This window comes from Flavobacterium sp. RSP46 (genome assembly GCF_003984825.1).
Lineage (GTDB): Bacteria > Bacteroidota > Bacteroidia > Flavobacteriales > Flavobacteriaceae > Flavobacterium.
Genome location: NZ_RYDM01000008.1, coordinates 81,166 through 104,216 on the forward strand (window position 1 = coordinate 81,166; position 23,051 = coordinate 104,216).

Annotated in this window: 18 protein-coding genes; 9 read left to right on the forward strand and 9 right to left on the reverse strand. The window is 35.5% G+C overall.

From position 1 onward, the window contains the following. Positions 1 to 13 precede the first annotated feature (13 nt). Positions 14 to 1,033, reverse strand: a complete 1,020-nt coding sequence (gene fbp / locus EKM01_RS12500; protein WP_126457587.1) for a class 1 fructose-bisphosphatase — start codon at positions 1,031 to 1,033, stop codon at positions 14 to 16. Between the two features lie 259 nt (positions 1,034 to 1,292). On the opposite strand from fbp, the gene EKM01_RS12505 reads away from it, so the two are divergent. The 4 genes from EKM01_RS12505 (at position 1,293) to EKM01_RS12520 (ending at position 7,858) form a co-directional block, all read left to right on the forward strand. After that, a complete protein-coding gene (locus tag EKM01_RS12505) occupies positions 1,293 to 1,799 on the forward strand; it encodes a GNAT family N-acetyltransferase (RefSeq protein WP_126457588.1) in 507 nt (168 codons plus the stop codon). Between the two features lie 26 nt (positions 1,800 to 1,825). After that, the gene (locus EKM01_RS12510; protein ID WP_126553975.1) at positions 1,826 to 3,082 is read left to right on the forward strand and encodes an aspartate kinase; all 1,257 of its coding nucleotides are present in this window, start codon (positions 1,826 to 1,828) and stop codon (positions 3,080 to 3,082) included. A 158-nt stretch (positions 3,083 to 3,240) separates the two neighbouring features. Next, positions 3,241 to 6,672: a hypothetical protein gene (locus tag EKM01_RS12515; protein WP_126768577.1), complete on the forward strand. Its 3,432-nt coding sequence runs from the start codon at positions 3,241 to 3,243 to the stop codon at positions 6,670 to 6,672. Positions 6,673 to 6,766: 94 nt separating this feature from the next. Next, positions 6,767 to 7,858: a glycosyltransferase gene (locus tag EKM01_RS12520; RefSeq protein ID WP_126768578.1), complete on the forward strand. Its 1,092-nt coding sequence runs from the start codon at positions 6,767 to 6,769 to the stop codon at positions 7,856 to 7,858. A gap of 71 nt (positions 7,859 to 7,929) precedes the next feature. Here the strand turns inward: EKM01_RS12520 and EKM01_RS12525 are convergent, their stop codons facing one another. From EKM01_RS12525 to EKM01_RS12535, 3 genes are all read right to left on the reverse strand, one after another. Further along, the gene (locus EKM01_RS12525) at positions 7,930 to 10,191 is read right to left on the reverse strand and encodes an inorganic phosphate transporter (RefSeq protein WP_126768579.1); all 2,262 of its coding nucleotides are present in this window, start codon (positions 10,189 to 10,191) and stop codon (positions 7,930 to 7,932) included. Between the two features lie 361 nt (positions 10,192 to 10,552). Continuing rightward, complete coding sequence (locus tag EKM01_RS12530) at positions 10,553 to 11,605, reverse strand: cell wall metabolism sensor histidine kinase WalK (protein WP_126457593.1); 1,053 nt, start codon at positions 11,603 to 11,605, stop codon at positions 10,553 to 10,555. Then, a complete protein-coding gene (locus tag EKM01_RS12535) occupies positions 11,606 to 12,289 on the reverse strand; it encodes a response regulator transcription factor (protein WP_126455532.1) in 684 nt (227 codons plus the stop codon). It abuts the gene before it with no gap. A 175-nt stretch (positions 12,290 to 12,464) separates the two neighbouring features. On the opposite strand from EKM01_RS12535, the gene EKM01_RS12540 reads away from it, so the two are divergent. From EKM01_RS12540 to EKM01_RS12555, 4 genes are all read left to right on the forward strand, one after another. Further along, positions 12,465 to 15,245, forward strand: a complete 2,781-nt coding sequence (locus EKM01_RS12540; protein WP_126768580.1) for a TonB-dependent receptor — start codon at positions 12,465 to 12,467, stop codon at positions 15,243 to 15,245. Positions 15,246 to 15,426: 181 nt separating this feature from the next. Further along, positions 15,427 to 16,599, forward strand: a complete 1,173-nt coding sequence (locus EKM01_RS12545; protein WP_126768581.1) for a hypothetical protein — start codon at positions 15,427 to 15,429, stop codon at positions 16,597 to 16,599. Positions 16,600 to 16,724: 125 nt separating this feature from the next. After that, the gene (locus EKM01_RS12550; protein ID WP_126561447.1) at positions 16,725 to 17,063 is read left to right on the forward strand and encodes a T9SS type A sorting domain-containing protein; all 339 of its coding nucleotides are present in this window, start codon (positions 16,725 to 16,727) and stop codon (positions 17,061 to 17,063) included. Between the two features lie 144 nt (positions 17,064 to 17,207). Further along, complete coding sequence (locus EKM01_RS12555) at positions 17,208 to 18,314, forward strand: acyl transferase (protein WP_126768582.1); 1,107 nt, start codon at positions 17,208 to 17,210, stop codon at positions 18,312 to 18,314. 51 nt (positions 18,315 to 18,365) lie between these two features. On the opposite strand, the gene EKM01_RS12560 is transcribed toward EKM01_RS12555, so the two are convergent. From EKM01_RS12560 to tyrS, 3 genes are read right to left on the reverse strand one after another with little or no spacing between them, the layout of a single operon-like run. Beyond that, positions 18,366 to 18,620: a type II toxin-antitoxin system RelE/ParE family toxin gene (locus EKM01_RS12560; RefSeq protein WP_126553988.1), complete on the reverse strand. Its 255-nt coding sequence runs from the start codon at positions 18,618 to 18,620 to the stop codon at positions 18,366 to 18,368. Then, the gene (locus EKM01_RS12565) at positions 18,620 to 18,826 is read right to left on the reverse strand and encodes a hypothetical protein (RefSeq protein WP_126457598.1); all 207 of its coding nucleotides are present in this window, start codon (positions 18,824 to 18,826) and stop codon (positions 18,620 to 18,622) included. The genes EKM01_RS12560 and EKM01_RS12565 overlap by 1 nt, the downstream gene beginning before the upstream one ends. Positions 18,827 to 18,858: 32 nt before the next feature. Further along, positions 18,859 to 20,151, reverse strand: coding sequence for a tyrosine--tRNA ligase (gene tyrS / locus EKM01_RS12570; protein WP_126457599.1), 1,293 nt, complete (start codon positions 20,149 to 20,151; stop codon positions 18,859 to 18,861). A 94-nt stretch (positions 20,152 to 20,245) separates the two neighbouring features. On the opposite strand from tyrS, the gene EKM01_RS12575 reads away from it, so the two are divergent. Further along, positions 20,246 to 21,247, forward strand: coding sequence for an NAD-dependent epimerase/dehydratase family protein (locus EKM01_RS12575; protein ID WP_126768583.1), 1,002 nt, complete (start codon positions 20,246 to 20,248; stop codon positions 21,245 to 21,247). On the opposite strand, the gene EKM01_RS12580 is transcribed toward EKM01_RS12575, so the two are convergent. Together EKM01_RS12580 and EKM01_RS12585 are read right to left on the reverse strand one after the other, a co-directional pair. Further along, entirely contained in the window at positions 21,244 to 21,687 is a 444-nt protein-coding gene (locus EKM01_RS12580) for a DUF4296 domain-containing protein (protein WP_126561444.1), read from the reverse strand. The two genes, EKM01_RS12575 and EKM01_RS12580, sit on opposite strands and share 4 nt — an antisense overlap. Positions 21,688 to 21,698: 11 nt before the next feature. After that, positions 21,699 to 23,039 carry a dihydroorotase gene (locus EKM01_RS12585; RefSeq protein WP_126457602.1) on the reverse strand — a complete coding sequence of 447 codons (1,341 nt, stop codon included), beginning with the start codon at positions 23,037 to 23,039 and terminating at the stop codon, positions 21,699 to 21,701. Positions 23,040 to 23,051: the final 12 nt, after the last annotated feature.

Consider the following 23,051-nt stretch of genomic DNA (forward strand, 5'->3'; position numbering starts at 1 on the left):
AAGCTTTTTGTTTTTAGTACTTGCTTAGTTTTGCTTTAAGCATAAATTCTTCCGATTTTTCAACCATATTGTAGCTTCCACAGAAAAAAGGAACGCGCTGATGCAGTTCCGTTGGTTCAATTTCCATCACCCGATCAAATCCATCCGATGCTTTTCCTCCCGCCTGTTCTGCGATAAAAGCTAATGGGTTGCATTCATACAACAATCGTAATTTCCCTTTGGATGCTTTTGAACTTGTTGGATATAAATAAATCCCTCCTTTAATCATATTGCGATGAAAGTCAGAAACTAAACTTCCGATGTATCGAGAAGTATAAGGCCTGTCTCCTTCTTCCAGCTGACAATATTTGATATAATCCTTTACTCCTTGCGGAAAATGGACATAATTACCTTCATTGATGGAATAAATATGGCCATCGGTTGGGAATTTCATTTTAGGATGAGACAAGTAAAAAGTACCAATAGCAGGATTCAGCGTAAATCCGTTCACACCGTGCCCAGTTGTATAAACTAACATAGTCGAAGTCCCGTAAATCACATAGCCTGCAGCAACCTGATTGATCCCCGGCTGTAAAAAATCTTCCAACGTAACTGGAGTTCCTATTGGGGTAATTCTCCTGTAAACCGAAAATATTGTCCCTACAGAAACATTAACATCAATATTAGACGAGCCGTCAAGGGGATCCATCAACACTACATATTTATTATTGTGGCTGTGGTCACTTCCTTCCACAGTAATGAAATCATCATTTTCTTCAGAAGCGATTCCGCATACGATCTCGCGATTAATTAATGTTTGAATAAAAACTTCATTGGCATATACATCTAGTTTTTGCTGATCTTCCCCCTGTATGTTTTGCTCTCCGGCAGCACCCACAATATCAACCAGTCCAGCTTTGTTTACTTTATAATTGACTACCTTGGCAGCCAATCGGATGGAGTTGATAATTCGAGATAATTCGCCGGACGAATATTGAAAAGCATTCTGGTTTTCAATGATAAATTCTCCAAGTGTTTTGTTGCGTTCTTCCATTAAGAAATCGTTGTAGTTGTTTTGAAGTCACAAATATCGTTTTTTTTGTGAAATTGATTTGAAAAATAGTTGCTTAGTTTAACCGTATTGTATATTTGCTGATTAAAACATAAAATTAATACGTAAAAATCTAATTTTATTGCGATATTGAAGCATTAAAATAAAAAATTATGAAATGAGCCGTATTGGAGATTGATCCAATAGCCAATCGAAAAAGCAAATTTCTTATTCAACTAAAAAACACAAATACATCCCGCACATGACGATCAGAAAAGGAAATCCTGAAGATATGGAAGCTGTTTTAGGGCTCATCCAAGAATTAGCAACATTCGAGAAAGAACCCGATGCCGTCCTTGTAACTGTTGCCGATTTAATTCGAGATGGTTTTGGCCCGGTGCCACTATTTCATGTTTTTGTTGCCGAGGTTCAAGCGGACCCGAGCAATAGCGAACAGGCAAAACAAATTGTAGGTATCGCCTTGTACTACTACCGATTTTCTACTTGGAAAGGAAAAACAATTCACCTGGAAGATTTAGTGGTAAAAGAGACAATGCGTGGCACCGGATTAGGATATGCTTTATATTCTGAAATTATAAAACAGGGTAAAAAAGATCAGGTTCGAAGAGTAGAATGGAATGTATTGGACTGGAATACTCCGGCAATAGAATTTTATGAAAAATCAGGCGCCAAAGTACTCCGTGATTGGTATGTTGTTCACATGGACGAATTGGGAATCACCAATTTTGTAGAGAATAAATTGAAATAAAATAAAGAACAATTTTTGTTTAAAATATGAGAGTATTCAAATTTGGAGGAGCTTCTGTAAAAGATGCTGAAGGAATTAAAAACGTGTATGACGTTTTACAAAAAGTGGGTTATGAAGACGTATTGTTGGTCGTTTCTGCAATGGGAAAAACCACAAACGCGCTCGAGGTTGTCATAAAAAATTATTTCGATAAATCCGCTGAATTAAATTCATCTGTTCAAGAAGTAAAAAAGTACCACAATCAAATTTTGATAGATTTATTTGAGGACGAAAAAAACGAAGTCTTCAAAGCTGTTAACACTCAATTTTCAGATTTAGAGTATTTCCTGACCCACAATAAATCACCCAATTATAATTTTGTCTACGATCAAATTGTCAGTTATGGCGAATTAATTTCGACCACAATCCTTAGTCATTTCATGAATTTCATGGGCATAAAAACACAATGGCTGGATGTTCGGAATTTCATAAAAACCAATGCTACATACAGAGATGCAGAAGTAGATTGGGAATTGACACAGAAAAACATTGCCAAAAACGTAAAACGTAAAACACTAAACATTACACAAGGATTCTTAGGTTCTGACGAAAATAACTTTACCACCACTTTAGGCCGAGAAGGATCTGATTATACTGCTGCAATTTTTGCGTATTGCTTAAATGCCGAAAGCGTGACCATCTGGAAAGATGTTCCCGGAGTAATGAATGCCGATCCAAGATATTTTGAAAATGCGAGTTTATTGAATCAGATTTCGTACCGTGAAGCCATAGAACTGGCTTTTTATGGGGCAACGGTTATTCACCCAAAAACACTACAACCTTTGCAAAAAAAGGAAATTCCGTTGTATGTAAAATCCTTTATAAATCCGTTACTAAAAGGAACGAGCGTTTCTAAAGGAGTCGACTTAGAACCTTATTTACCGTGTTTCATCGTCAAAAGAAACCAACTTTTGATTTCGCTTTCCTCTATCGATTTCTCTTTTATCATGGAAGAAAACATCAGCGAAATTTTTGCATTATTCCATCAATTCAAAATAAAAGTGAACTTGATTCAGAATTCAGCAATTAGTTTCTCCGTATGTGTAGAAGATAAATTTGACAATTTCAAAGCCCTGAATGCTATCTTGTCTAAAAAGTTTAAAGTAGAGTTTAATGAAAATGTCACCTTATACACCATCCGACATTTTAACGAAACAGCAGCCGAAACCGTTGAAAAAAACAAAGTTGTGTTATTGAAACAGGTCAGTCGGGAAACCATACAAGTGATCACAAAGGAAGTGTAACCCTAAAAAACATGCGCAACCCAAAATATAAATGGAGATCAGAAATTGATTCTGATCTCCATTCTTTTAATACTTTAAAACCCAAACGCTAAAATCGAAACCTTTTGTAATTATCAAATTATAAATACTACTTTTGACACTTTCGAGTTATAGTATTTATGTTGAAAAAATTACTTTTTTGGACTGTAATAAGCTGTATTTCTGGGCTCCACGCACAGGAAATAAATTCGTTGTACAAAACCAAAAAAATCCCTTTTTCCCGTGACACCATTCATCTTGAAAAAGAAAGCATTAATTCCAGTTTTTTCAAATTGCTTGACGCCAATGGCAAACCCATCGAAATCACTTTTTATACGGTAAATTTCAGTGAAGGGACTTTGTTTTTAAAAGAAAACAGTGCCCAATACAACGATTCAATAACGGTACACTATTTGAAATTTCCGGAGATCCTTACTAAAGAATACCGCATTTATGATTCTGCCAAAGTAGTAAGCAACGAAGCCGGATCAGGTGATTTATATACCCTAAAAAATAAAAAACCAAATAAAAATGTACCTTTTGACGGCTTGAACACATCCGGAAGTATTACCCGTGGCATTACCATAGGAAACAATCAAAATGCCGTTTTGAATTCCAATTTAGACTTACAAATCACAGGAAAAATCTCTGAAAAAGTAAGCTTAAGAGCCTCCATTCAAGACAGTAACATTCCGCTGCAGGATGGCGGTTATTCCCAAAAATTAGACCAGTTCGATAATGTATTCATGGAATTATTCAGTGCCGATTGGAACATTCGAGCGGGTGATATTTTTCTAGAGAACAAGAAATCCCAATTCCTGAATTTCAATAAAAAAGTGCAGGGACTCGCCACCACCTTCACCTTTGGAACCGAAGAAAACAAAACAAATGTATTTGCCTCAGCAGCGCTGGTCCGAGGACAATATGCAAAAAGCGATATTGTGGGCCAAGAAGGCAATCAGGGTCCCTATAAATTAAAAGGGCAAAATGGAGAGCTGTATGTACTCGTTATTTCAGGATCAGAGCGGGTGTATGTAAATGGTGTTTTATTAAAACGAGGCGAAAACAATGATTACACGATTGATTATAATGCGGGTGAAATCGTGTTTACCCCGCTTTTCACGATTACTTCCGAAATGCGAATTGCCATAGAATACCAATATTCAGATCGAAATTACACTCGATTTATAACCTATGCAGGCGCCACGCACGAAAATAAAAACTGGAGTTTTGGAGGCTATTTATATTCGGAAAACGACCTGAAAAACCAACCTTTACAACAAAATTTATCCCAAGAACAAGCCCAGATATTAGTTAATGCGGGAGATAATCCGGATTTAATGGTTGCCCCGTCAGCATTTGCAGATTCCTATTCTGAAAACAAGGTGCTGTACCGAAAAACAATCCTCAATGCTGTGGAAATTTTTGAGTACTCAAATGAAGCACAGCAGGAATTATTCAATGTTCGATTTACTTTAGTAGGACTGAATAATGGAAATTATATTTTGACAAGTTCAGCCACGATCACCAGGGTTTATGAGTATATAGCTCCCATTAACGGCGTTTCGCAAGGAAGTTATGAACCCGTCATACAATTGATTGCTCCTACAAAAATCCAAGTGACCACCTTTTTAGGGAAATACAATCCCACTGATAAAACGGTACTCGATTTTGAAATTGGTCTCAGCAATAACGACAGCAATTTATTTTCGCCCGTTGACGATGCAAACAATCAGGGCCTGGCTGCAAAAATCAATGCCAAGCAACGGCTTTTTTCAAAAAAATGGCACGTAGATGCTTTTGCGAATTATCAATTTATTCAGCGAAATTTCAGGGCTGTAGAACGGCTGTACAACATCGAATTTGACCGGGATTGGAACTTAGGAACTGCGGCTATAGGAAATCAAAGTTTGTTAATTTCCGGACTGCAATTGGATTTAAACCCTAAACCCAACTCAACAAACAAAGGACTATTGATGTATCAGTTTGAAAAACTGGATTTTTCGGGAAATTTTTCGGGAAATCGACATGTTTTAAATGGCTTGTTTCAAATAAAAAACTGGACTTTTCAAAATCAAGGCAGTTCCCTAAAAAGTGACGGAACGATTTCATCCTCTGAATTTTTAAGAAACCAATCCCAAATCCGTTTTCATATTGACAAAAACTGGATTGGCTCTCGCTTGCGCTTAGAGGACAATCAGGAGAAAAATAAAATTTCAAATGAATTTTCGGCTTTGAGTCAAAAATTTACAGAGTACGGATTTTTTACCGGTCGCGGAGACAGCACCAAAGTTTTTGTAGAATTGGGATACCTAAGAAGATCCAATGACAGTTTACAAAATGGTCTGATCCAAAGGGTAAATTCATCTCAAACTTGGTTGTTGAAATCAAAATTAATTCAAACTAATAAAAGCGATTTGTCCCTTTTTGCCAATTATAGGATCTTGGAATTTGTGGACGCTACACGAAAAAAAGAACCAACATTGAACTCCAGAATCGTGTACACGGATCGTTTTTTCAATCAATTGATACAAAGCACAACGGTTTATGAAACGAATTCCGGGACCATTCCCCAACAGGAATTCACGTATCTGGAAGTTCCTGCGGGCCAGGGAATTTACACCTGGAACGACTATAACGTCAATGGAATTCAGGAATTACAGGAGTTTGAAGTCGCCACGTTTATTGACCAGGCAAAATTCATCCGCATCTTTCTTCCCAACAGGGTTTACATAAAAACACATCAAAACAAATTCTCGCAATCCGTGACCCTGAATCCCAATCAATGGCAGAACGAAAAAGGTTTTAAGAAAATACTTTCGTATTTCTACAATCAAACCGCTTTCATCATCGACCGAAAAACTAGAAGTGAGGGTGATAATTTCGAATTAAATCCGTTCAGCAGTTCTACTGAAAATGTGTTGGGATTAAACTCGAGTTTAAGGAACAGTTTGTTTTACAATAGAGGAAAACAAAACCACTCCGCCACGTATTCATATCTGCAAAATAAAACTAAAAACTTGTTGTCTATAGGCTCTCAAGAGGCTACCAACAATTCGCATCAATTGCAGTACAATCATTTGTACCAGAAAAGCTGGCTGCTAGGTTTTTTTGCCAAAACGATACAAACAACCATTGAATCAGAAAATTTCCCGGAGAAAAACTATGCTATAAACGGTTATCAATTAGCTCCTAAAATCAGTTATCTATTTTCTAAAAGCACGAGCTGGGACCTCTTTTATGAATTACAGAATAAAAAAAACCAAATTGGGGTTTCAGAAACGCTGCTGCAAAACCGTTTTGGAACTGCCTTTTCGTATGCAGGTACAAAAAAATTTACGATGAACGGCGAAGTCTCTTTTTACCAAAATAAATTCGAAGGAAATGAATTCTCTTCGGTTGGATTTCAAATGCTGGAAGGGCTACAAACCGGACAAAACATCACTTGGAGGCTTCTTTTACAAAAAAATATCACCCAGTTTTTAGATGTTAATTTTAATTATCAGGGTCGGAAAAGTGAAACAACCCAGGCCATACATACTGGAAATATTCAATTGAGAGCCTATTTTTAATACCACAATTTAATAGTTTGGTAATGCCCTCGCAATATTAAATACACGTTCATTGTCTATCTTTCAAATTTAAACCACTAAACTACAGAGCCACATGGATTTGAATGCCAACCAACAAACTATTTTGATTGCGCCATTAAACTGGGGCTTAGGCCATGCTACACGTTGTATTCCAATTATTAAGGCCTTATTAGAGAACAACTACATTCCTATAATTGCTTCTGATGGAATTGCATTGGCTTTGCTAAAAAAGGAATTCCCTACTGTACAAACGCTGGAACTGCCATCCTACCAGATAGAATATGCAAAAAATGGAGCTCACTTTAAATGGAAATTATTAAAAAATAGCCCAAAAATGCTTGAAGCAATTTGGGAAGAAAAAAAAATAATTAAAAAATGGATCTCAAAATATAGGATTGACGGGATTATATCCGACAACCGACTGGGTGTGTTCAGCAAAAAAATTCCTTCGGTATTTATTACCCATCAATTGAATGTAATGACTGGCAATACCACTTGGATTACCAGTAAGATCCACCAACATATTATAAAAAAATACACAGAATGCTGGGTTCCAGATCTTGCCGGATCAATTAATCTAACCGGAAAAATGGGACATGTTGACGATCCAAATCTCAAAATTAGATACATTGGTCCTTTGAGTCGATTGCAAAAAAAATTAGTCCCAAAAAAATATGATTTAATGATTATTCTTTCCGGACCAGAACCTCAGCGCGGCTTGCTGGAGGATTCCCTGAAAAAAGAAATCGCACGATACCGCGGGAATGTCATATTTATTGAAGGAAAGATTGAAACCGAACAAATAGTAACTCAAATCAATCCTGTTACCTATTATAATTACATGAATTCTTCCCAGTTAGAGCAGGCTTTTAACGAAAGTGAAATGGTGTTGTGCCGTTCCGGATACACCACAATTATGGATCTAGCCCAACTCCGTAAAAAGGCTTTTTTTATTCCAACTCCAGGCCAATACGAACAGGAATATTTAGCCAGAAAGCTAAAAAAAGAAGGGTTAGTTCCCTATGCAAATCAGGATGATTTCAAAATTGAAAATCTTAGTGAAGTAGCGTCCTACCGTGGTTTACAAACCTTGCATTGCAATATTGACTGGAAATCGCTTTTTGATATTTTCCAAAACACAAAAATAAGTACCCTTAACCCCTAAAAACCCATTCTCTCAAATGGTTTTTTTAAGATTAGTATTGAATGTTTACCAAAAAAAGAAGCACTCCTGAATTACAGATTTGTACCTTTTGAATTAGCATGGCTATTGAATTCTTTGAATAATTCGAGTAAGTGCATCGTTGCTTTTATCAAATCATTAGTTTCTAAAAGTAACGCGAAATACAACTTGCTGTTTTTAGGACTGGTTTCTACCGTTCTAATTCTTTCAATTTGTTTTTTAATTAATTTAGATACTTGATCGTAAATCTCCATTTTGGTTTCTAAAAGAACATCAATTTTGTCAAACGAACCTTCTTGAAAAATAACAATAATATCTTCAAATAATTTTTCAAGCTTATTGTCTAAGCTTTTCAAATCCCTAATTTGATTGAATTTTAATTGTTTGTGATTGTTATTGATATGTGCATAGCTGTTTTGTGAGATGAATCCAAGGGACTGAATCATGTCTTGAAGATAACCCAAAATCATGACATAAAACATACTGCCCTCTGCCGAGGTTTCATCCAGATTCTTTATAAAATAGTATACATTACTCTTTAATTCATCGACTTCTTTTTCGAGTTTTTTGATGTCTTTTTTATTCTCCTTTAACTTCCCTAAATCCTGAAGGCTAAGATTTTCGATAACCTCTCTATAAATCGTGTCTGAACCGCTTATCACTCTGGAAATCTGAATGGTACACTCCCTAATAACTTCATTTATGGTAACAATATCTTCTCTTTTCAAGAGCAATAATTCTTGCTGGGCTTTAATGGTTTTAGTATGCTTTCTTGAACTTCGATACAAAAGAATTCCTAATCCAACCAGCAATCCGATGAAAGCATATACTTGACCTACTTTGAGGAAATACGCAAAGATAAAGGCCGAAACAAATGCAACAATTGCTGTTACAAACCATCCCCCAATCACATTAAAAACCCCTGCAATACGATACACTGCGCTTTCGCGGTCCCAAGCGCGATCTGCAAATGAAGTTCCCATGGCCACCATAAAAGTAACATAGGTTGTAGAAAGTGGCAACTTTAAAGAAGTCCCTATCGATATCAAAATACTGGCTACCATCAAATTTACAGCCGCACGAACCATATCAAAAGCAGGTTCGTCTTTTCGTTTTTTTCCTTTGACTTCCGGTTTCTCAAATTGCTTATCAATTTTGATTTGGATTGATTTTGGTAAAAAATAATTAATTCCCAGTCCGATATAAACGCCAAATCGTACAATATATCTGGATAACATATTGGGTGAAAAACGCTCTACGCCATCACCCTGTCTGGATAAATTAAGGCCGGTCTCGATGACAGTTTTGGCTTTTTTTGAAGTCCAAAGTGTTATAACCATAACCACTCCTGCAAAAACTAAAAAATAAAATGGCGCCACAATATTATCATTAGCCAACGCTCCCATCATAAATTGATCTCCAGAAATTCCTGAACCATTGAAAATTTCATAGGAGTTATAGGCCGCAATAGGAACGCCGATAAAGTTAACCAAATCATTCCCGGCAAAAGCTAAAGCCAAAGCAAAAGTCCCTACTATGATGATTACTCGGAGAATATTTATTTTGAAGAAAGTCATCAACACTTGAGAAAGCAGTGTGAAAAAAACAAAATTTACTCCTATTATCAGTAATTGATTGCTTTTTATCCAGACATGAGTAGCTTGATCGATAAAAGAAACTCCTTTCAATCCTTTAATCAGGATAAAAAAAGTAATCGCAGTAATGGCTAATCCTCCAAAAACTGCACCTATATATTTGACTCTTTTTTCATATTGAAAAGTAAAAATTAGTCGAGAAACATATTGCACAAAACTTCCAAGAGTGAAAGAAAGAATGACAGACAGTAGGATACTAAAAACAATTTGTGATGCTTTTTCAGTGTTGATATAATCACTTAAAGTATCAAAACTATCATCCAAAACATAAATTTTATAGACTGCCAAACAGAGCGCTGCCCCTAAAAGTTCAAAAATAATGGATACTGTAGTCGAAGTTGGTAATCCTATTGAGTTAAAAACATCTAATAATATAATATCTGAGATCATTACGGCCAGGAAAATAATCATAACATCATTAAAACTAAACATGGCGGGAACAAAAATACCACTTCGGGCAATTTCCATCATACCACTGGAAAATAGCGCTCCTACTAAAATACCTAGACTGGCCACAATCATAATAGTACGAAACGACACTGCTTTAGAACCAATTGCCGAATTTAAGAAATTTACTGCGTCATTACTAACCCCGACAACTAGATCAATTATTGCCAAAATGCCTAAAACCACAAGCATTACTATATATATTTGTTCCATATCTGTATTAAAGTGAAAGGTGAAATTTTGTTTGCTCTGATGGAATTAGTTGGCCTTCAAAACAACTGTCTCATTGTACGACAACCTCATGATGATTTATGCCTGAGTGTTGCTTTATAGTTCAAAAAAGAATCGTGATGGTACGGTTACACTTGGATGTCATCATAAATATACCACAACAAACTTGTGGTGTCTTTTGCAAATATGACCCTCGAAAGTAAGACTGCCGTTACTAAATTATTATTTTGACATCAACTTAATAACATCAATAACACAAGTGAATGATCCTAAAATAATTGTGCTTATTAGGTAAAGGATATTATTAATTCTATTTGACCTGAAGGAATTTAGATGGCCGTACTTATTCCCCTGACTTGGATTTTTCCAGGGTAAATGAAAACTCAGATCCAACATGATACGTGCTGTCTACATAAATTTTCTCGTCATGTGCTTCGATAATATGTTTTACTATGGACAATCCCAGCCCAGAGCCTCCCTCTGTTCTTGCTCCGCTTTTATCTACTCTATAAAAACGTTCAAAAAGTCTTGGGATATTTTTTTTCTCAATTCCTTCCCCGTTATCGGTGACACGAACGATGACTTTTTCTGCTGTCAAATCCTCAATACTTACTTCGGTAGAGCCCTTTAATTTTCCGTATTTGATTGAGTTTACAATAAGGTTCATCACCACTTGTTGTATTTTTTCCTGATCTCCAATGACCATAACGGGTTTGTTGTATTTCATGTCAAACATCAACAAAATATCTTTTTTAGATGCTTTCATTTCGAGCAAATCAAATACATTCTGAACGAGTTTAACGATGTCAAACTCGACAATTTCCAGATGCAAATCCCCTATTTCGAGTTTGGTAATCATGTCCAGATCCTGCACAATGTAAATCAGTCTTTCGACTCCTTTTTCGGCGCGTTCCAGGTATTTTTTTCGGATTGTTTTGTCATTCATGGCTCCGTCAAGTAAGGTTGACAGATAGCCCTGAACCATAAAAAGAGGTGTTTTTAGTTCGTGAGAGACATTGCCTAGAAATTCTCTCCGGTATTCCTCCCGAACTTTTAAGGTTTCAATTTCCAGCTTTTTGTCAGTAGCAAACTTCTTGACTTCCCTTGTAAGAGTCGCCATGTCAGTGGTTATGGGCTGGTTTCTGAAGGTACTTGATTCTAATAAAGAAACGTCATCATATATTTTTTTTACCTTTTTATAAATAAAACGCTCCACCCGATATTGAATCACTATAAATGAAAAAGTAGCAATCGAAATGGCAAAAATCAGGCTAAACTGGTAGGAAAAAGTAAAAAAAAGGTAAATCAGCAAACTTACCAATGCAGTAGAAAAAAGGGTAATATACAGGGCCGACTTTACGGCAAAACGATATGTTTTTTTAAAATTTATTGTCATTTATACTTCAAACTTATATCCCACTCCTTTTATTGTTTTGAACAACTCTTCGCCAATTTTTTCACGTAATTTTCTGATGTGAACATCTATGGTTCTACCACCAACAACTACTTCATTGCCCCACACTTTATCCAGAATTTCATCTCTTTTGAAAACTTTTCCCGGTTTTGAAGCCAATAAATAAAACAATTCAAATTCTTTTCTGGGTAAGGCAATTTCGATATTATCTTTTACAATTTTGTATTCCTCCCGATTGATTTCGATTCCACCAACATTAAGAGTTTCGCTATTTTGTTCTTTTTCTTTTAATCGGCGCAGTAAGGCTTTTACTTTACTGACTAATAATTTAGGCTTTATTGGTTTAGTGATGTAATCATCAGCTCCGGCATCAAAGCCCGCAACTTGAGAGTAATCTTCGCTTCTGGCGGTTAAAAAAGTTATGATTACATTACTGAGTTCCGGTATTTTTCTGATGTTCTCGCAAGCTTCCATGCCATCCATTTCCGGCATCATTACATCCATTATAATTAGGTCCGGCAATTCTTTTTTAGCGATTGCTATAGCCTCTTTCCCGTTTGTGGCAGTACTGATTTGATATCCCTCTTGAGCGAGATTATACCCTACAATTTCTAAGATATCCGGTTCGTCGTCTACTAGTAGAATTTTAGTATTTTTTTTCTTCATAAAGCACCAAAAATTATTTTGAATTGTAAATGTAATCATAAATGAGCTATTGAAAAGCTGTTAACGGTAATTTAATATTGAGGCCACTTTATGATGTAAAATAAAACATAATCATAACAAACCAGTAACTTACATTTTACATTTCGGCTGTTACTTTGCAAAAAATTTAAACCAGATGAAATTCAAATTATTATTTTTAACGTTATTTATAACCGCTGTTTCTTTTTCACAGAACAAAGGAACTATAGCAGGTATCTTGACAGATAAGGATTCTAACAACCAATCATTACCATTTGCTAACGTTCTCATTAAAGGAACTAATATAGGAACAAATACTGATATTGATGGTAAATATGCCATAACAATACTTCCTGGAAAATATACTTTACAGTTTAGTTTTGTAGGATATGAATCTGTAGAAGTTCCTGTAACAGTAGTTGCTAATCAAACTGTAACATTAAACAAAACTTTAGGTTCCGGAAGCTACAAACTAGAAGATGTAGTGGTGCGATCTACTGTAAATAGAGAAAAGGAAACCGCTCTTTTATTAGACCAAAAAAACGCAGTTGTCTTCAAACAAAGTATTGGAGCACAGGAAATGGCTCGTAAAGGAGTAAGTGATGTTGAAGAAGGTTTGACAAAAATTACCGGAATCTCTAAAGTAGAATCTAGGGGTTTATTCGTAAGGGGGCTAGAGGACAGGTACAATAATCTTTTGATAAATGACCTGCAAGCACCTTCAAATAGTCCGTTCACCAAAATAATTCCACTAGATCTTTTCCCAACAGATATCGTAGGAGTTTTAAATGTTTACAAAACTTTTAATCCTAATATTTCTGGAGATTTTGCCGGAGCTACTGTAAACATTGAAACTGTACAATCAAAAAGCATTACTAAAATCAACATTGGTACTGGTTTTACTACTGCAAATAACGGTTCTGATTTTTTAATTCATAGCGATGCAAACAATAGTAGAGGCGCTTTGGGACTGAATGGTCAAGACCGTCAGTTAAGTAATGAATTTGGAAATGTTCCAACCGGAAAAAAACTATCTCCTACTGGATATAATGATGCTTACAAGAACAATACTTGGAATGTTGATAAAACTTCAAGCCCATTAAATACAAGTATTGGTTTTATACATGCCGAAAAATTTACTTTAAACAATGATGCAAAGTTAAATTACACACTTTCGTTGAATGCAGATAATAAATACATAATCCGTAAGGGTGTAGACCGTACTTTTATTTTAGGAGCTGGAGATTATGACAACAACTTGAACAAAGAAAGCTATAGTTACCAAACGACAGCTTCCGCTTTAATTGGAATAAATTATAAAGCTAAACGTTTTGACATTGGGTTCAACTCGTTTTACTTACGCTCCACTGATAGCAAGATTCAGGATCAATTAGGGTATACGAACAATCAATCTACTAATCCTAACATTTTAATCAGAACAAACCAATTTGATCAATCTGATTATTTGAACACCCAACTTTTAGGAAATGTAAAACTAACTGAGGACGAAAAACATTCGCTTAGAGTCGGTGGCTCTTTTGTAAAAACTGCTTATGAGCAACCGGATCGTAAATTTATTATTGGTGAAAAAATTTCTGAAACTGAAATTAATACTTCTTATGGAGGAAATCATCTGAACAGACAGTATTTAGACATCAAAGGAAATTACTACTTCTCAGGTTTATTAGAGTATAATTTTAAGTTTAATGAGAAAGAAAACGGAAAATCCAATCGCATAACTGTAGGATATAATGTTTTCGAGAATGACTTAAGATCTACTTACCGTATTTTCTCGGGATTACGTTCTGTCAACAAAAACTACACAGCTCCCTTGAATACCATTGATCAATTTATTGTTGATGATGTCAATAATGGAATCATAGCTGTTCGTGAAGAATCAAATGCTGATTATAAAGTGAAATTAAATCAATTAGTTAACGCAGGCTATGTTAGCTTACTTTACAACATTGGTGACAAATTTGAAATCAATGGAGGACTTAGAGTCGAAAATTCAGACCGATTAATTCATTACAGAAATATTGGTCAAATTATCAATGGACCATACCAAAAGATTAAAGACCAAAAATTAGATGTATTACCCTCGATTAATGCAAAATATGCTTTGACAGAAAGCAGCAATTTACGTTTTAATGGTTCTAAAACAATTACCAGACCTGTTACAATGGAATTATTACCTATTCAATATGTAAGCCCAGATGGAAAATCAATATTGGGTAATCCAAACTTAAAAAATAGTGATAATTTTAACTTCGATATGAAGTATGAATTGTTTCCAAAAAACAACGAAATCATTGCGGCTGGATTATTTGCAAAACAAATCCAAAATCCTATTGAAAGAGTTTTTATTGCAGGTGCAGGTGGAAGTGGTCAATTGATGACGTATCAAAATTCTAAAGAAGCTTTTTTATATGGCGCAGAAATTGAATTGCTATTGCAATTAGAACGCTTATCTCCAGTATTATCAGATTTCTCTTTCGGAATGAACACTTCATTGATGAAAACCGATGTGAAAGTAAATTTTGGAGGCAGTTCATTAGAGAATAACTCAACTAGAAAATTACAAGGGGCTTCAGAATGGATCATCAACTCAGATTTGAAATATGATTTTGAATTTAATGAAATTATGAAAAACTCCATTTCATTAGTATATGGCGTATATGGTCCAAGAATATTTGCTGTAGGATCAGCGGGTATGGACAATATCTATGAAAAACCATTTCACAAGTTAGACTTTGTGTGGTCTAGTAAAATCAGCAAAAATATTGATCTTAAATTTGTCGTTGATAATCTTTTAAATCCATTATATAAAATGGAATTGGGCAAGGACAATAAATTTATCATAAATGAAAGTTCCTTATTATTGGAGAGTTTCAAAAGAGGGCGAGGATTCTCACTTAATTTATCTTATACTTTTTAAAAAACGAGGCTGTCAAAAAATGACAGCCTTTTTTATTAATCACAACAACCTAACAATCTTTACATAAAATTTACTTTAAGTTCAAATTTTAGCAATGGTTTTATAATATTGACTTAACGTCCATTACGAGCTATAAATGTAAATTTGTTAAAAATAATCACAACAAACAAACAGTAACAAAATGAAAAAATTAGTCTTAAGCTTATCAATGGTAGCTTTATCTTTAGGAAGTTGTTCTTCTGATAACGAGGAAATCACAACACAACCAATACCTACAGGAACTATTTCAGGTGATATAACAACTGCAAAAACGTATCCATTAGGAAATTACACCATACAAGGAACAGTAAAAATTAAAAGCGGAGGGTCTTTAACCATAGATGCTGGCTCAACTATTACAGCAACTCTTGCTGATGGAACAGCTGATGCTTTATTAGTGGAAAACGGAGGGAAACTTTTCTTAAATGGTACTGCTGCATTGCCAATTGTACTTACAGAAGCTTCTAAAACTGCAGGTTCATGGGGTGGAATTATTATGTTTGGAGATGCTCCTATAGTAGGTGCTAATGGCGTTACTACAGCAACATCTGAAGACGGAAACAACTTGCCATACGGTGGTACAAACGCTACGCACAATGGTGGTTCATTAAAATACGTACGTGTAGAATATGCTGGAAAAAAACTTACTGACAACACTAGTGAATTAAATGGATTTTCATTTTACTCAGTAGGAACAGGAACTATTTTAGAAAACTTAGTTGCTTACAAAGGTGCTGACGATGGATTTGAATTTTACGGAGGTACAGTAAGTGCCAAAAATCTTATCTCTTATGGTAATTTTGATGACTCTTTTGACTGGCAAGATGGCTGGAGAGGTCAAGAAAATACAAATTGGTACGCTTACCAAGTTGGAACAGGAAATTATGGTATGGAGATTGAAGCTAAATCAGTAAATAATTCATTTGGACCAAAAGTTACTAATATTACTTTAACAAGAGCTGCTGGAACTGTTACTGAAGGAGGATCTTCAGCTGCTGAATATGATGCTATTCAATTCAAAAAAGAAGGAAATGGAGAATACTCTAATATTTTAATTTCTGGTTACACAACGTCAGGTTCAACTGCTGTTAGAATTCAAGATGCAACTACAAACACCAATCAGGTTTCAGGTGGAAAGATAAAATTATCAAATGTAAAAATTAATGATGGTACTTCTCAGTTTGCTGGAGTAGGAACGGGATTCACCGTTACATTTCCAACCGGAAATTACTCTTTAAGCACAACGGCAACTGGTGCTGTACTTACTTCTGGATCATGGTCAATTATTGACGGATTGGATTTATTAAAAAAATAAAATTCCGTTATCCAGTATAGGTCCGATTATGGACTTTTATTTAAAACCTATTCAATCATTTGGATAGGTTTTTTTGGTATGCTTTTTGAAATATATTTTGTATATTTACTATTCAAATTAATCTAATGGCAAAAAACTACTTTTATACTATTACTTTATTGGTTTTTTTATTTTCCCTTGGCATTAGTGCTCAGGAAACTAAGCAACAACCAAAGACACAAGAAAACGTCTCAATTGAAGGATTAAGCTTGTACCCGAACCCTGTGAGTAATGGTAGAGTGTACATTTCTACAAAAAACGATTTTGATAAAGAAATTATCATCTTTGATGTTTTAGGAAAAAAAGTACTTCAAACCATATTGAGCTCAAAAGAACTAAATGTCTCTAATCTAACCTCTGGTGTTTACATCATCAAGATCAATGAAAAAGAAGCATCAGCGACCAGAAAATTAATCATCCGATAATTTCAAAAATACATCAGAAAAGCTCCAATCCTGTTGGGGCTTTTTTGTATAATGCTTAAACCAAATCAACTCCCAGATTCAAGTTTATACCATTCCGTTATTGGTTTGCCTTTAAATTTTTGATTACTTTTGCAAAAAAAAATATTGATCACATCTTCCGATATATTTACCATTTCCAGTCAAAAACAGTTTGAGAAAATTGCTTTGAAAGTGTTTCGTTTCCAATACGAAAACAACTTGGTCTATCAGGAATTTTGCGATTTTTTAAAAACAGATCCTCACAAAGTAAAATCGCTACAACAAATTCCATTTTTACCGATTCAGTTTTTTAAGAGTCATGAAGTGGTTTCGAATACCAATCCCATTCAGGAAACTTTTACCAGCAGCGGAACCACAAGCCCCGTAGCCCATAAAGGGGGGAATTTGGATAAAAAAGTAATTCCCATAACCAGCAAACATTTAGTTACGGACGTCACTCTGTATGAAGAAAGTTACCGCAAAGGGTTTTCCGAATTTTATGGCAATATTGAAGATTATGTTGTTTTGGCCTTGCTTCCTTCCTATCTGGAACGGGAAGGATCTTCCTTAATTTACATGGTCAAGGATTTAATTGAACTTTCCAATCATCCTGAGAGTGGTTTTTACCTGCACAATCACGACGAACTGATTGCCAAGCTTATCGCTTTAGATCTAGCGGGTCAAAATGTAATCCTGATTGGGGTTACTTTTGCTTTATTGGACTTAATTGAAACCTTCAACGAAAAAAGTTCTTTTTTAGATAAAAAAAAGAAGGTTCGTGATGACCTTGGGCAAACAACTGAACTTTCAGAAAAAAAACATTCGTTTCAACTGCAGCACACCATTATCATGGAAACAGGCGGCATGAAAGGAAAACGTAAAGAAATGATTCGAGAAGAATTACACGAACAATTGTGTAAAGGATTTGGCGTTTCAGCCATACATTCTGAATATGGAATGACCGAGTTGCTTTCGCAAGCGTATTCCTTAGGAAACGGCGTATTTGAATGCCCATCTTGGGTGCAAATCCTTGTTCGCGATACCGAAGATGCTTTGACCTACATTCCAGACGGAAAAACGGGCGGTATCAACGTGATTGATTTAGCTAACATCAATTCCTGTTCCTTTATTGCTACGCAGGATTTGGGCAAAAAAAATCCCAACAACTCTTTTGAAGTATTGGGACGTTTTGATAATTCTGATATTCGAGGTTGTAATTTGATGGTCTTGTAAAAAGGTTAATCGTTAATTTATTTCATCGGTTAACCAAATTAACGAGCAAAATTATTCATAAATATCTTTTCTGTGACCTAAGTCGATAACATCAATTAGCAAAATATCATCGAAAATTTCATAAATAATTCTGTAATCTCCAACACGAATTCTATATCCTTTTCTTCCTTTCAATTTTCTATACCCTTGCGGCCGTGGATTTTCAGCTAAATCATAGATTTGCTTTTTGATTGCTGAATAGTGAGGCTCATTAATTTTGATTAAAGCTTTCAAAACTTTATTTCTAAATTCGATAGCATAAGCCATTACTTCGCTAATTTGCGCTTTTCTTCAATAATTTTAAAAGCTTCGTCTATAGAAATTCGATAACCGTCATCCTCTTTTTTGGCTTCATCATAAAGACGTACATCTTCTAAATCTTCCAATTTTTCAATCAATTTATTATATTTCTTGATAGGCAATACAACTGCGGTTCTATTTCCTTTTTCGTCAGTTAAAAATTGAGTTTCCATAGCTTTTCGTTATTTCAAGTAAAGTTATACAATTATTTAACCCGAAGCACAAAATAATTTTTCTTACCGCTTTGCAATAATACAAATTGATTGTTGATTAAATCTTTGTTCGAAAGCGAGAATTCTTCGGTTACTTTTTCTTTATTTACTGAAATAGAATTAGCTGTCAAAGCGCGTCTTGCTTCGCCATTCGATTTTAGAAATCCTGTTTTTTCGTTTAGAACATCAACAATATTGATTCCTGATTCAATCTCATTTCTATTGATTTCCGCTTGAGGAACACCATCAAAAACATCTAAGAAAGTAGCTTCGTTCAATTGCTTCAAATCATCTGAAGTGGAATTTCCGAACAAAATATTCGATGCTTTTATGGCGTTTTCTAAGTCTTCTGCTGAATGTACCAATACCGTAGTTTCTTCGGCCAAACGTTTTTGTAACAAACGTAAATGCGGTGCTTCTTTATGTTTTTCAGTTAAAACCTCAATTTCATCTTTGGATAAAAAAGTAAAAATCTTAATGTATTTCTCCGCATCAACATCCGAAGTGTTCAACCAATATTGGTAAAATTTATAAGGAGAAGTTCTAACGGCATCCAACCAAATATTTCCTCCTTCAGATTTTCCAAACTTGGTTCCATCCGCTTTTGTAATCAACGGACAAGTCAATGCATACGCTTTTCCACTCGCTATTCTACGCACTAATTCAGTTCCCGTGGTGATATTTCCCCATTGGTCACTTCCACCCATTTGCAACGTACAATTCTTTTCTCTGTACAAATGCAAAAAGTCATACCCTTGAACCAATTGGTACGTAAACTCAGTAAATGACATTCCTTCGGCAGCTTCAGAAGACAAACGTTTCTTCACAGAATCTTTGGACATCATATAATTTACCGTAATGTGCTTTCCAATATCCCGAATGAAATCGAGAAAAGAAAAATTCTTCATCCAATCGTAATTATTCACTAATTCCGCCGCATTTGGCGCATCGGAAGTAAAATCCAGAAAACGAGCCAATTGTCCTTTTATCGCTTCTTGATTGTGACGCAAGGTCGCTTCGTCCAATAAATTTCTTTCATTTGATTTTCCGGACGGATCACCAATCATTCCTGTTGCACCACCCACTAACGCTAATGGTTTATGTCCCGATAGTTGAAAATGTTTCAACAACATCACACCCACCAAATGTCCTATATGCAATGAATCGGCAGTTGGGTCAATTCCCACATACGCCACACGCATTTGTTCCATCAAATGTTCTTCTGTGCCGGGCATAACATCGTGGAGCATTCCTCTCCAAGTTACTTCTTCAATAAAATTCTTCATCTTTTTAATCAATTTCCACAAAGATAAAATTTATTGTGGATTCGGTTATTTGTTTAATAGGTTATTCAAAAAAAATTATTCGTATTTTCGTAGCATGATTTTAGTCACAGGAGGAACGGGTTTAGTAGGCACGCACTTATTGCTTCATTTAATTGAAAATGGAGAAAAAGTACGTGCTATTTATCGAAGCATTGCTTCAATGGAGAAAACGAAATCCCTATTTGTCATCTACAAAAAGGAATCGTTATTCGAGCAAATCGAATGGATTCCCGCAGATATTACCGAAATCCCTTCGTTAGAAATCGCCTTCCAGAATATTAATTCCGTCTACCATTGTGCCGCTTTGATTTCTTTTGATCCAAAAGATGAAGATGCTTTGCGAAAAACAAACATTGAAGGCACCGCAAATATTGTGAATTTTTGTATCGCTTATAAAATAAAAAAACTGTGTTTTGTAAGTTCCATTGCCACTTTGGGTGATTTGCTGCCTCATGAAAAATTCATCACCGAAGAAACCGAATGGAATCCGGAAAAGTACCATACTGATTATGCTATTTCTAAATATGGTGCCGAAATGGAAATCTGGCGCGGACAACAAGAAGGTTTAGATGTGATAATTGTAAATCCAGGCATCATTCTCGGGCCTGTCCCGAAGTTTCGGGATTGGGAGCAAGGAAGCGGACAACTTTTTACGAAAGTAAAAAAGGGACTGCAATTTTACACGCTAGGTTCAACCGGATTTGTTGCAGTTACTGATGTGGTCCGAATTGCGCATCAATTGATGCAAAGCGAAATCAAGAATGAACACTTTACCTTGATTGCAGAAAACAGTGTTTACCGGGACATCCTGAATACTATGGCGGATGCATTGGGCGTGAAACGACCTGAAACTCATGCAAAACCCTTTTTCATGGAAATTCTCTGGAGATTGGATTGGTGCGTTTCTACTATTTTTCAACAAAAGAGAAAATTATCGCACGCTACCGCAAAAGCTTCCTACTCGAAAAACAGGTATTCCAATGAAAAGATTAAAAACAGATTAAAAACAGATTTTACAAATATCACCGACTACATAAAAGACATTTCAGCGCTTTAAAAGGGCGCTTCATTCTGTTTTAATCGCGAAGTATCCTTAACAATTACAGGCGTTTTTTTCTTTTTCAAAAGAAGGGATTTCTTTTTCTTTTTATCTATGGTAAGTAAAGAATCAACTTGTTTTTTGTTATCCTCCAATCGTTGGGTCATTTGCTCAAACATCACTTTGTAACCCTCATAATCGGACGCATAATAAATATTACTTTTGGCAAACTGCAGGCTGTCAATTTTATATTTTTTATAAATATATTGTGTAGGATTTATTTTGAACGTGTCCAGGGAGGCTGGATTTTGGTATTTTATCGCTTCTAAAACAGACAAATCATACATCACATTTATCATAACGTCTTTATCAATAAGCCGTTCCGGTTTTTTGACTACTTCCTCTTTACAACCTAATAAGAGAGTCCCGATCGCTAAAAATGCTATAATTTTTTTCATTTATCAAAAATTTATCTTTCAAACAACAACCGTTTGCCCACACGAATGTCTTTTACCTTAAATGCGTTATATACTAATTGTCCATTTACAAAAGTATGGGTAATTCTGGACTTAAAAGTAAAACCTTCAAATGGTGACCACCCACATTTAGCCATAATATTTTCTTTCTTAACACTCCACGGCAAACCTGAATTTACGATCACTAAATCCGCATAATAGCCTTCTTTAATGAAACCACGTTTTTCTATTTTGAAAATCTTTGCCGGATTATGACACATTTTTTCCACTATTTTTTCCACGCTAATTTTACCTTGATGAAAGGCTTCAAACATAGCCACAACAGCGTGTTGAACCAGAGGCCCACCGGAAGGCGCATTCAAATACGATTGTTTTTTTTCTTTTAATGTGTGTGGCGCATGATCTGTGGCAATCACATCGATTCTATCATCCAGCAAGGCTTCCCAAAGCACTTTCCGGTCATTCGCAGTTTTTACCGCGGGATTCCACTTGATCAGATTGCCTTTGGTTGCATAATCATCATTGGTAAACCACAAATGATGGATACAAACCTCAGCTGTGATTTTCTTGTCTTCCAATGGAATTTTATTGGTAAACAAATCCATTTCTTTAGCAGTTGAAAGGTGAAAAACATGCAAACGCGCTCCTGTTTTCTTCGCCAGCGCAACCGCTTTGGAAGACGAAATATAACACGCTTCCTCACTGCGGATCAGGTGATGTGCGGTAATGGGAACATCTTCTCCATACTCTGCTTTGTATTTTGCTAAATTATTTTGGATAGTCGTTTCATCCTCGCAATGTACCGCGATAAGCAGTGGTGTACTGGAAAATATTTTTTCTAAAGTGGCTTCATTATCCACCAGCATATTTCCGGTTGAGGATCCTAAAAATATTTTGATTCCGGCAACATTCTTTGGATTTGTTTTTAGAACCTCTTCTAAATTATCATTGGTTGCACCCATCATAAACGAATAATTCGCATACGATTTTTGGGCAGCCAACTCGTATTTTTGTTCTAATATTTCTTGGGTAACCGCATTTGGAACCGTGTTCGGCTGTTCAATAAAGGACGTAATTCCCCCTGCAATTGCGGCCTTAGATTCGGATTCGATGTCGCCTTTGTGCGTGAGTCCTGGCTCTCTAAAATGCACCTGATCATCAATGGCTCCGGGAATTAAATAATTTCCCTCGGCATCAATGATTTTACATTCAGAGGATTTAGCGCTGATGCTTTCTGCAATTTCAACAATAAGGTCATTCTCAATTAACAAATCACCTTCAAAAATGACTCCTTCATTTACTATTTTGGCATTCTTTATTAAAACCCTGTTCATCGTATTTTTTTC

Excerpts from the sequence above, each read along its gene's own strand:
- fbp (WP_126457587.1), bottom strand. The coding sequence starts at position 1,033 with ATGGAAGAACGCAACAAAACACTTGGAGAATTTATCATTGAAAACCAG.
- EKM01_RS12505 (WP_126457588.1), top strand. The coding sequence starts at position 1,293 with ATGACGATCAGAAAAGGAAATCCTGAAGATATGGAAGCTGTTTTAGGG.
- EKM01_RS12510 (WP_126553975.1), top strand. The coding sequence starts at position 1,826 with ATGAGAGTATTCAAATTTGGAGGAGCTTCTGTAAAAGATGCTGAAGGA.
- EKM01_RS12515 (WP_126768577.1), top strand. The coding sequence starts at position 3,241 with ATGTTGAAAAAATTACTTTTTTGGACTGTAATAAGCTGTATTTCTGGG.
- EKM01_RS12520 (WP_126768578.1), top strand. The coding sequence starts at position 6,767 with ATGGATTTGAATGCCAACCAACAAACTATTTTGATTGCGCCATTAAAC.
- EKM01_RS12525 (WP_126768579.1), bottom strand. The coding sequence starts at position 10,191 with ATGGAACAAATATATATAGTAATGCTTGTGGTTTTAGGCATTTTGGCA.
- EKM01_RS12530 (WP_126457593.1), bottom strand. The coding sequence starts at position 11,605 with ATGACAATAAATTTTAAAAAAACATATCGTTTTGCCGTAAAGTCGGCC.
- EKM01_RS12535 (WP_126455532.1), bottom strand. The coding sequence starts at position 12,289 with ATGAAGAAAAAAAATACTAAAATTCTACTAGTAGACGACGAACCGGAT.
- EKM01_RS12540 (WP_126768580.1), top strand. The coding sequence starts at position 12,465 with ATGAAATTCAAATTATTATTTTTAACGTTATTTATAACCGCTGTTTCT.
- EKM01_RS12545 (WP_126768581.1), top strand. The coding sequence starts at position 15,427 with ATGAAAAAATTAGTCTTAAGCTTATCAATGGTAGCTTTATCTTTAGGA.
- EKM01_RS12550 (WP_126561447.1), top strand. The coding sequence starts at position 16,725 with ATGGCAAAAAACTACTTTTATACTATTACTTTATTGGTTTTTTTATTT.
- EKM01_RS12560 (WP_126553988.1), bottom strand. The coding sequence starts at position 18,620 with ATGGCTTATGCTATCGAATTTAGAAATAAAGTTTTGAAAGCTTTAATC.
- EKM01_RS12565 (WP_126457598.1), bottom strand. The coding sequence starts at position 18,826 with ATGGAAACTCAATTTTTAACTGACGAAAAAGGAAATAGAACCGCAGTT.
- tyrS (WP_126457599.1), bottom strand. The coding sequence starts at position 20,151 with ATGAAGAATTTTATTGAAGAAGTAACTTGGAGAGGAATGCTCCACGAT.
- EKM01_RS12575 (WP_126768583.1), top strand. The coding sequence starts at position 20,246 with ATGATTTTAGTCACAGGAGGAACGGGTTTAGTAGGCACGCACTTATTG.
- EKM01_RS12580 (WP_126561444.1), bottom strand. The coding sequence starts at position 21,687 with ATGAAAAAAATTATAGCATTTTTAGCGATCGGGACTCTCTTATTAGGT.
- EKM01_RS12585 (WP_126457602.1), bottom strand. The coding sequence starts at position 23,039 with ATGAACAGGGTTTTAATAAAGAATGCCAAAATAGTAAATGAAGGAGTC.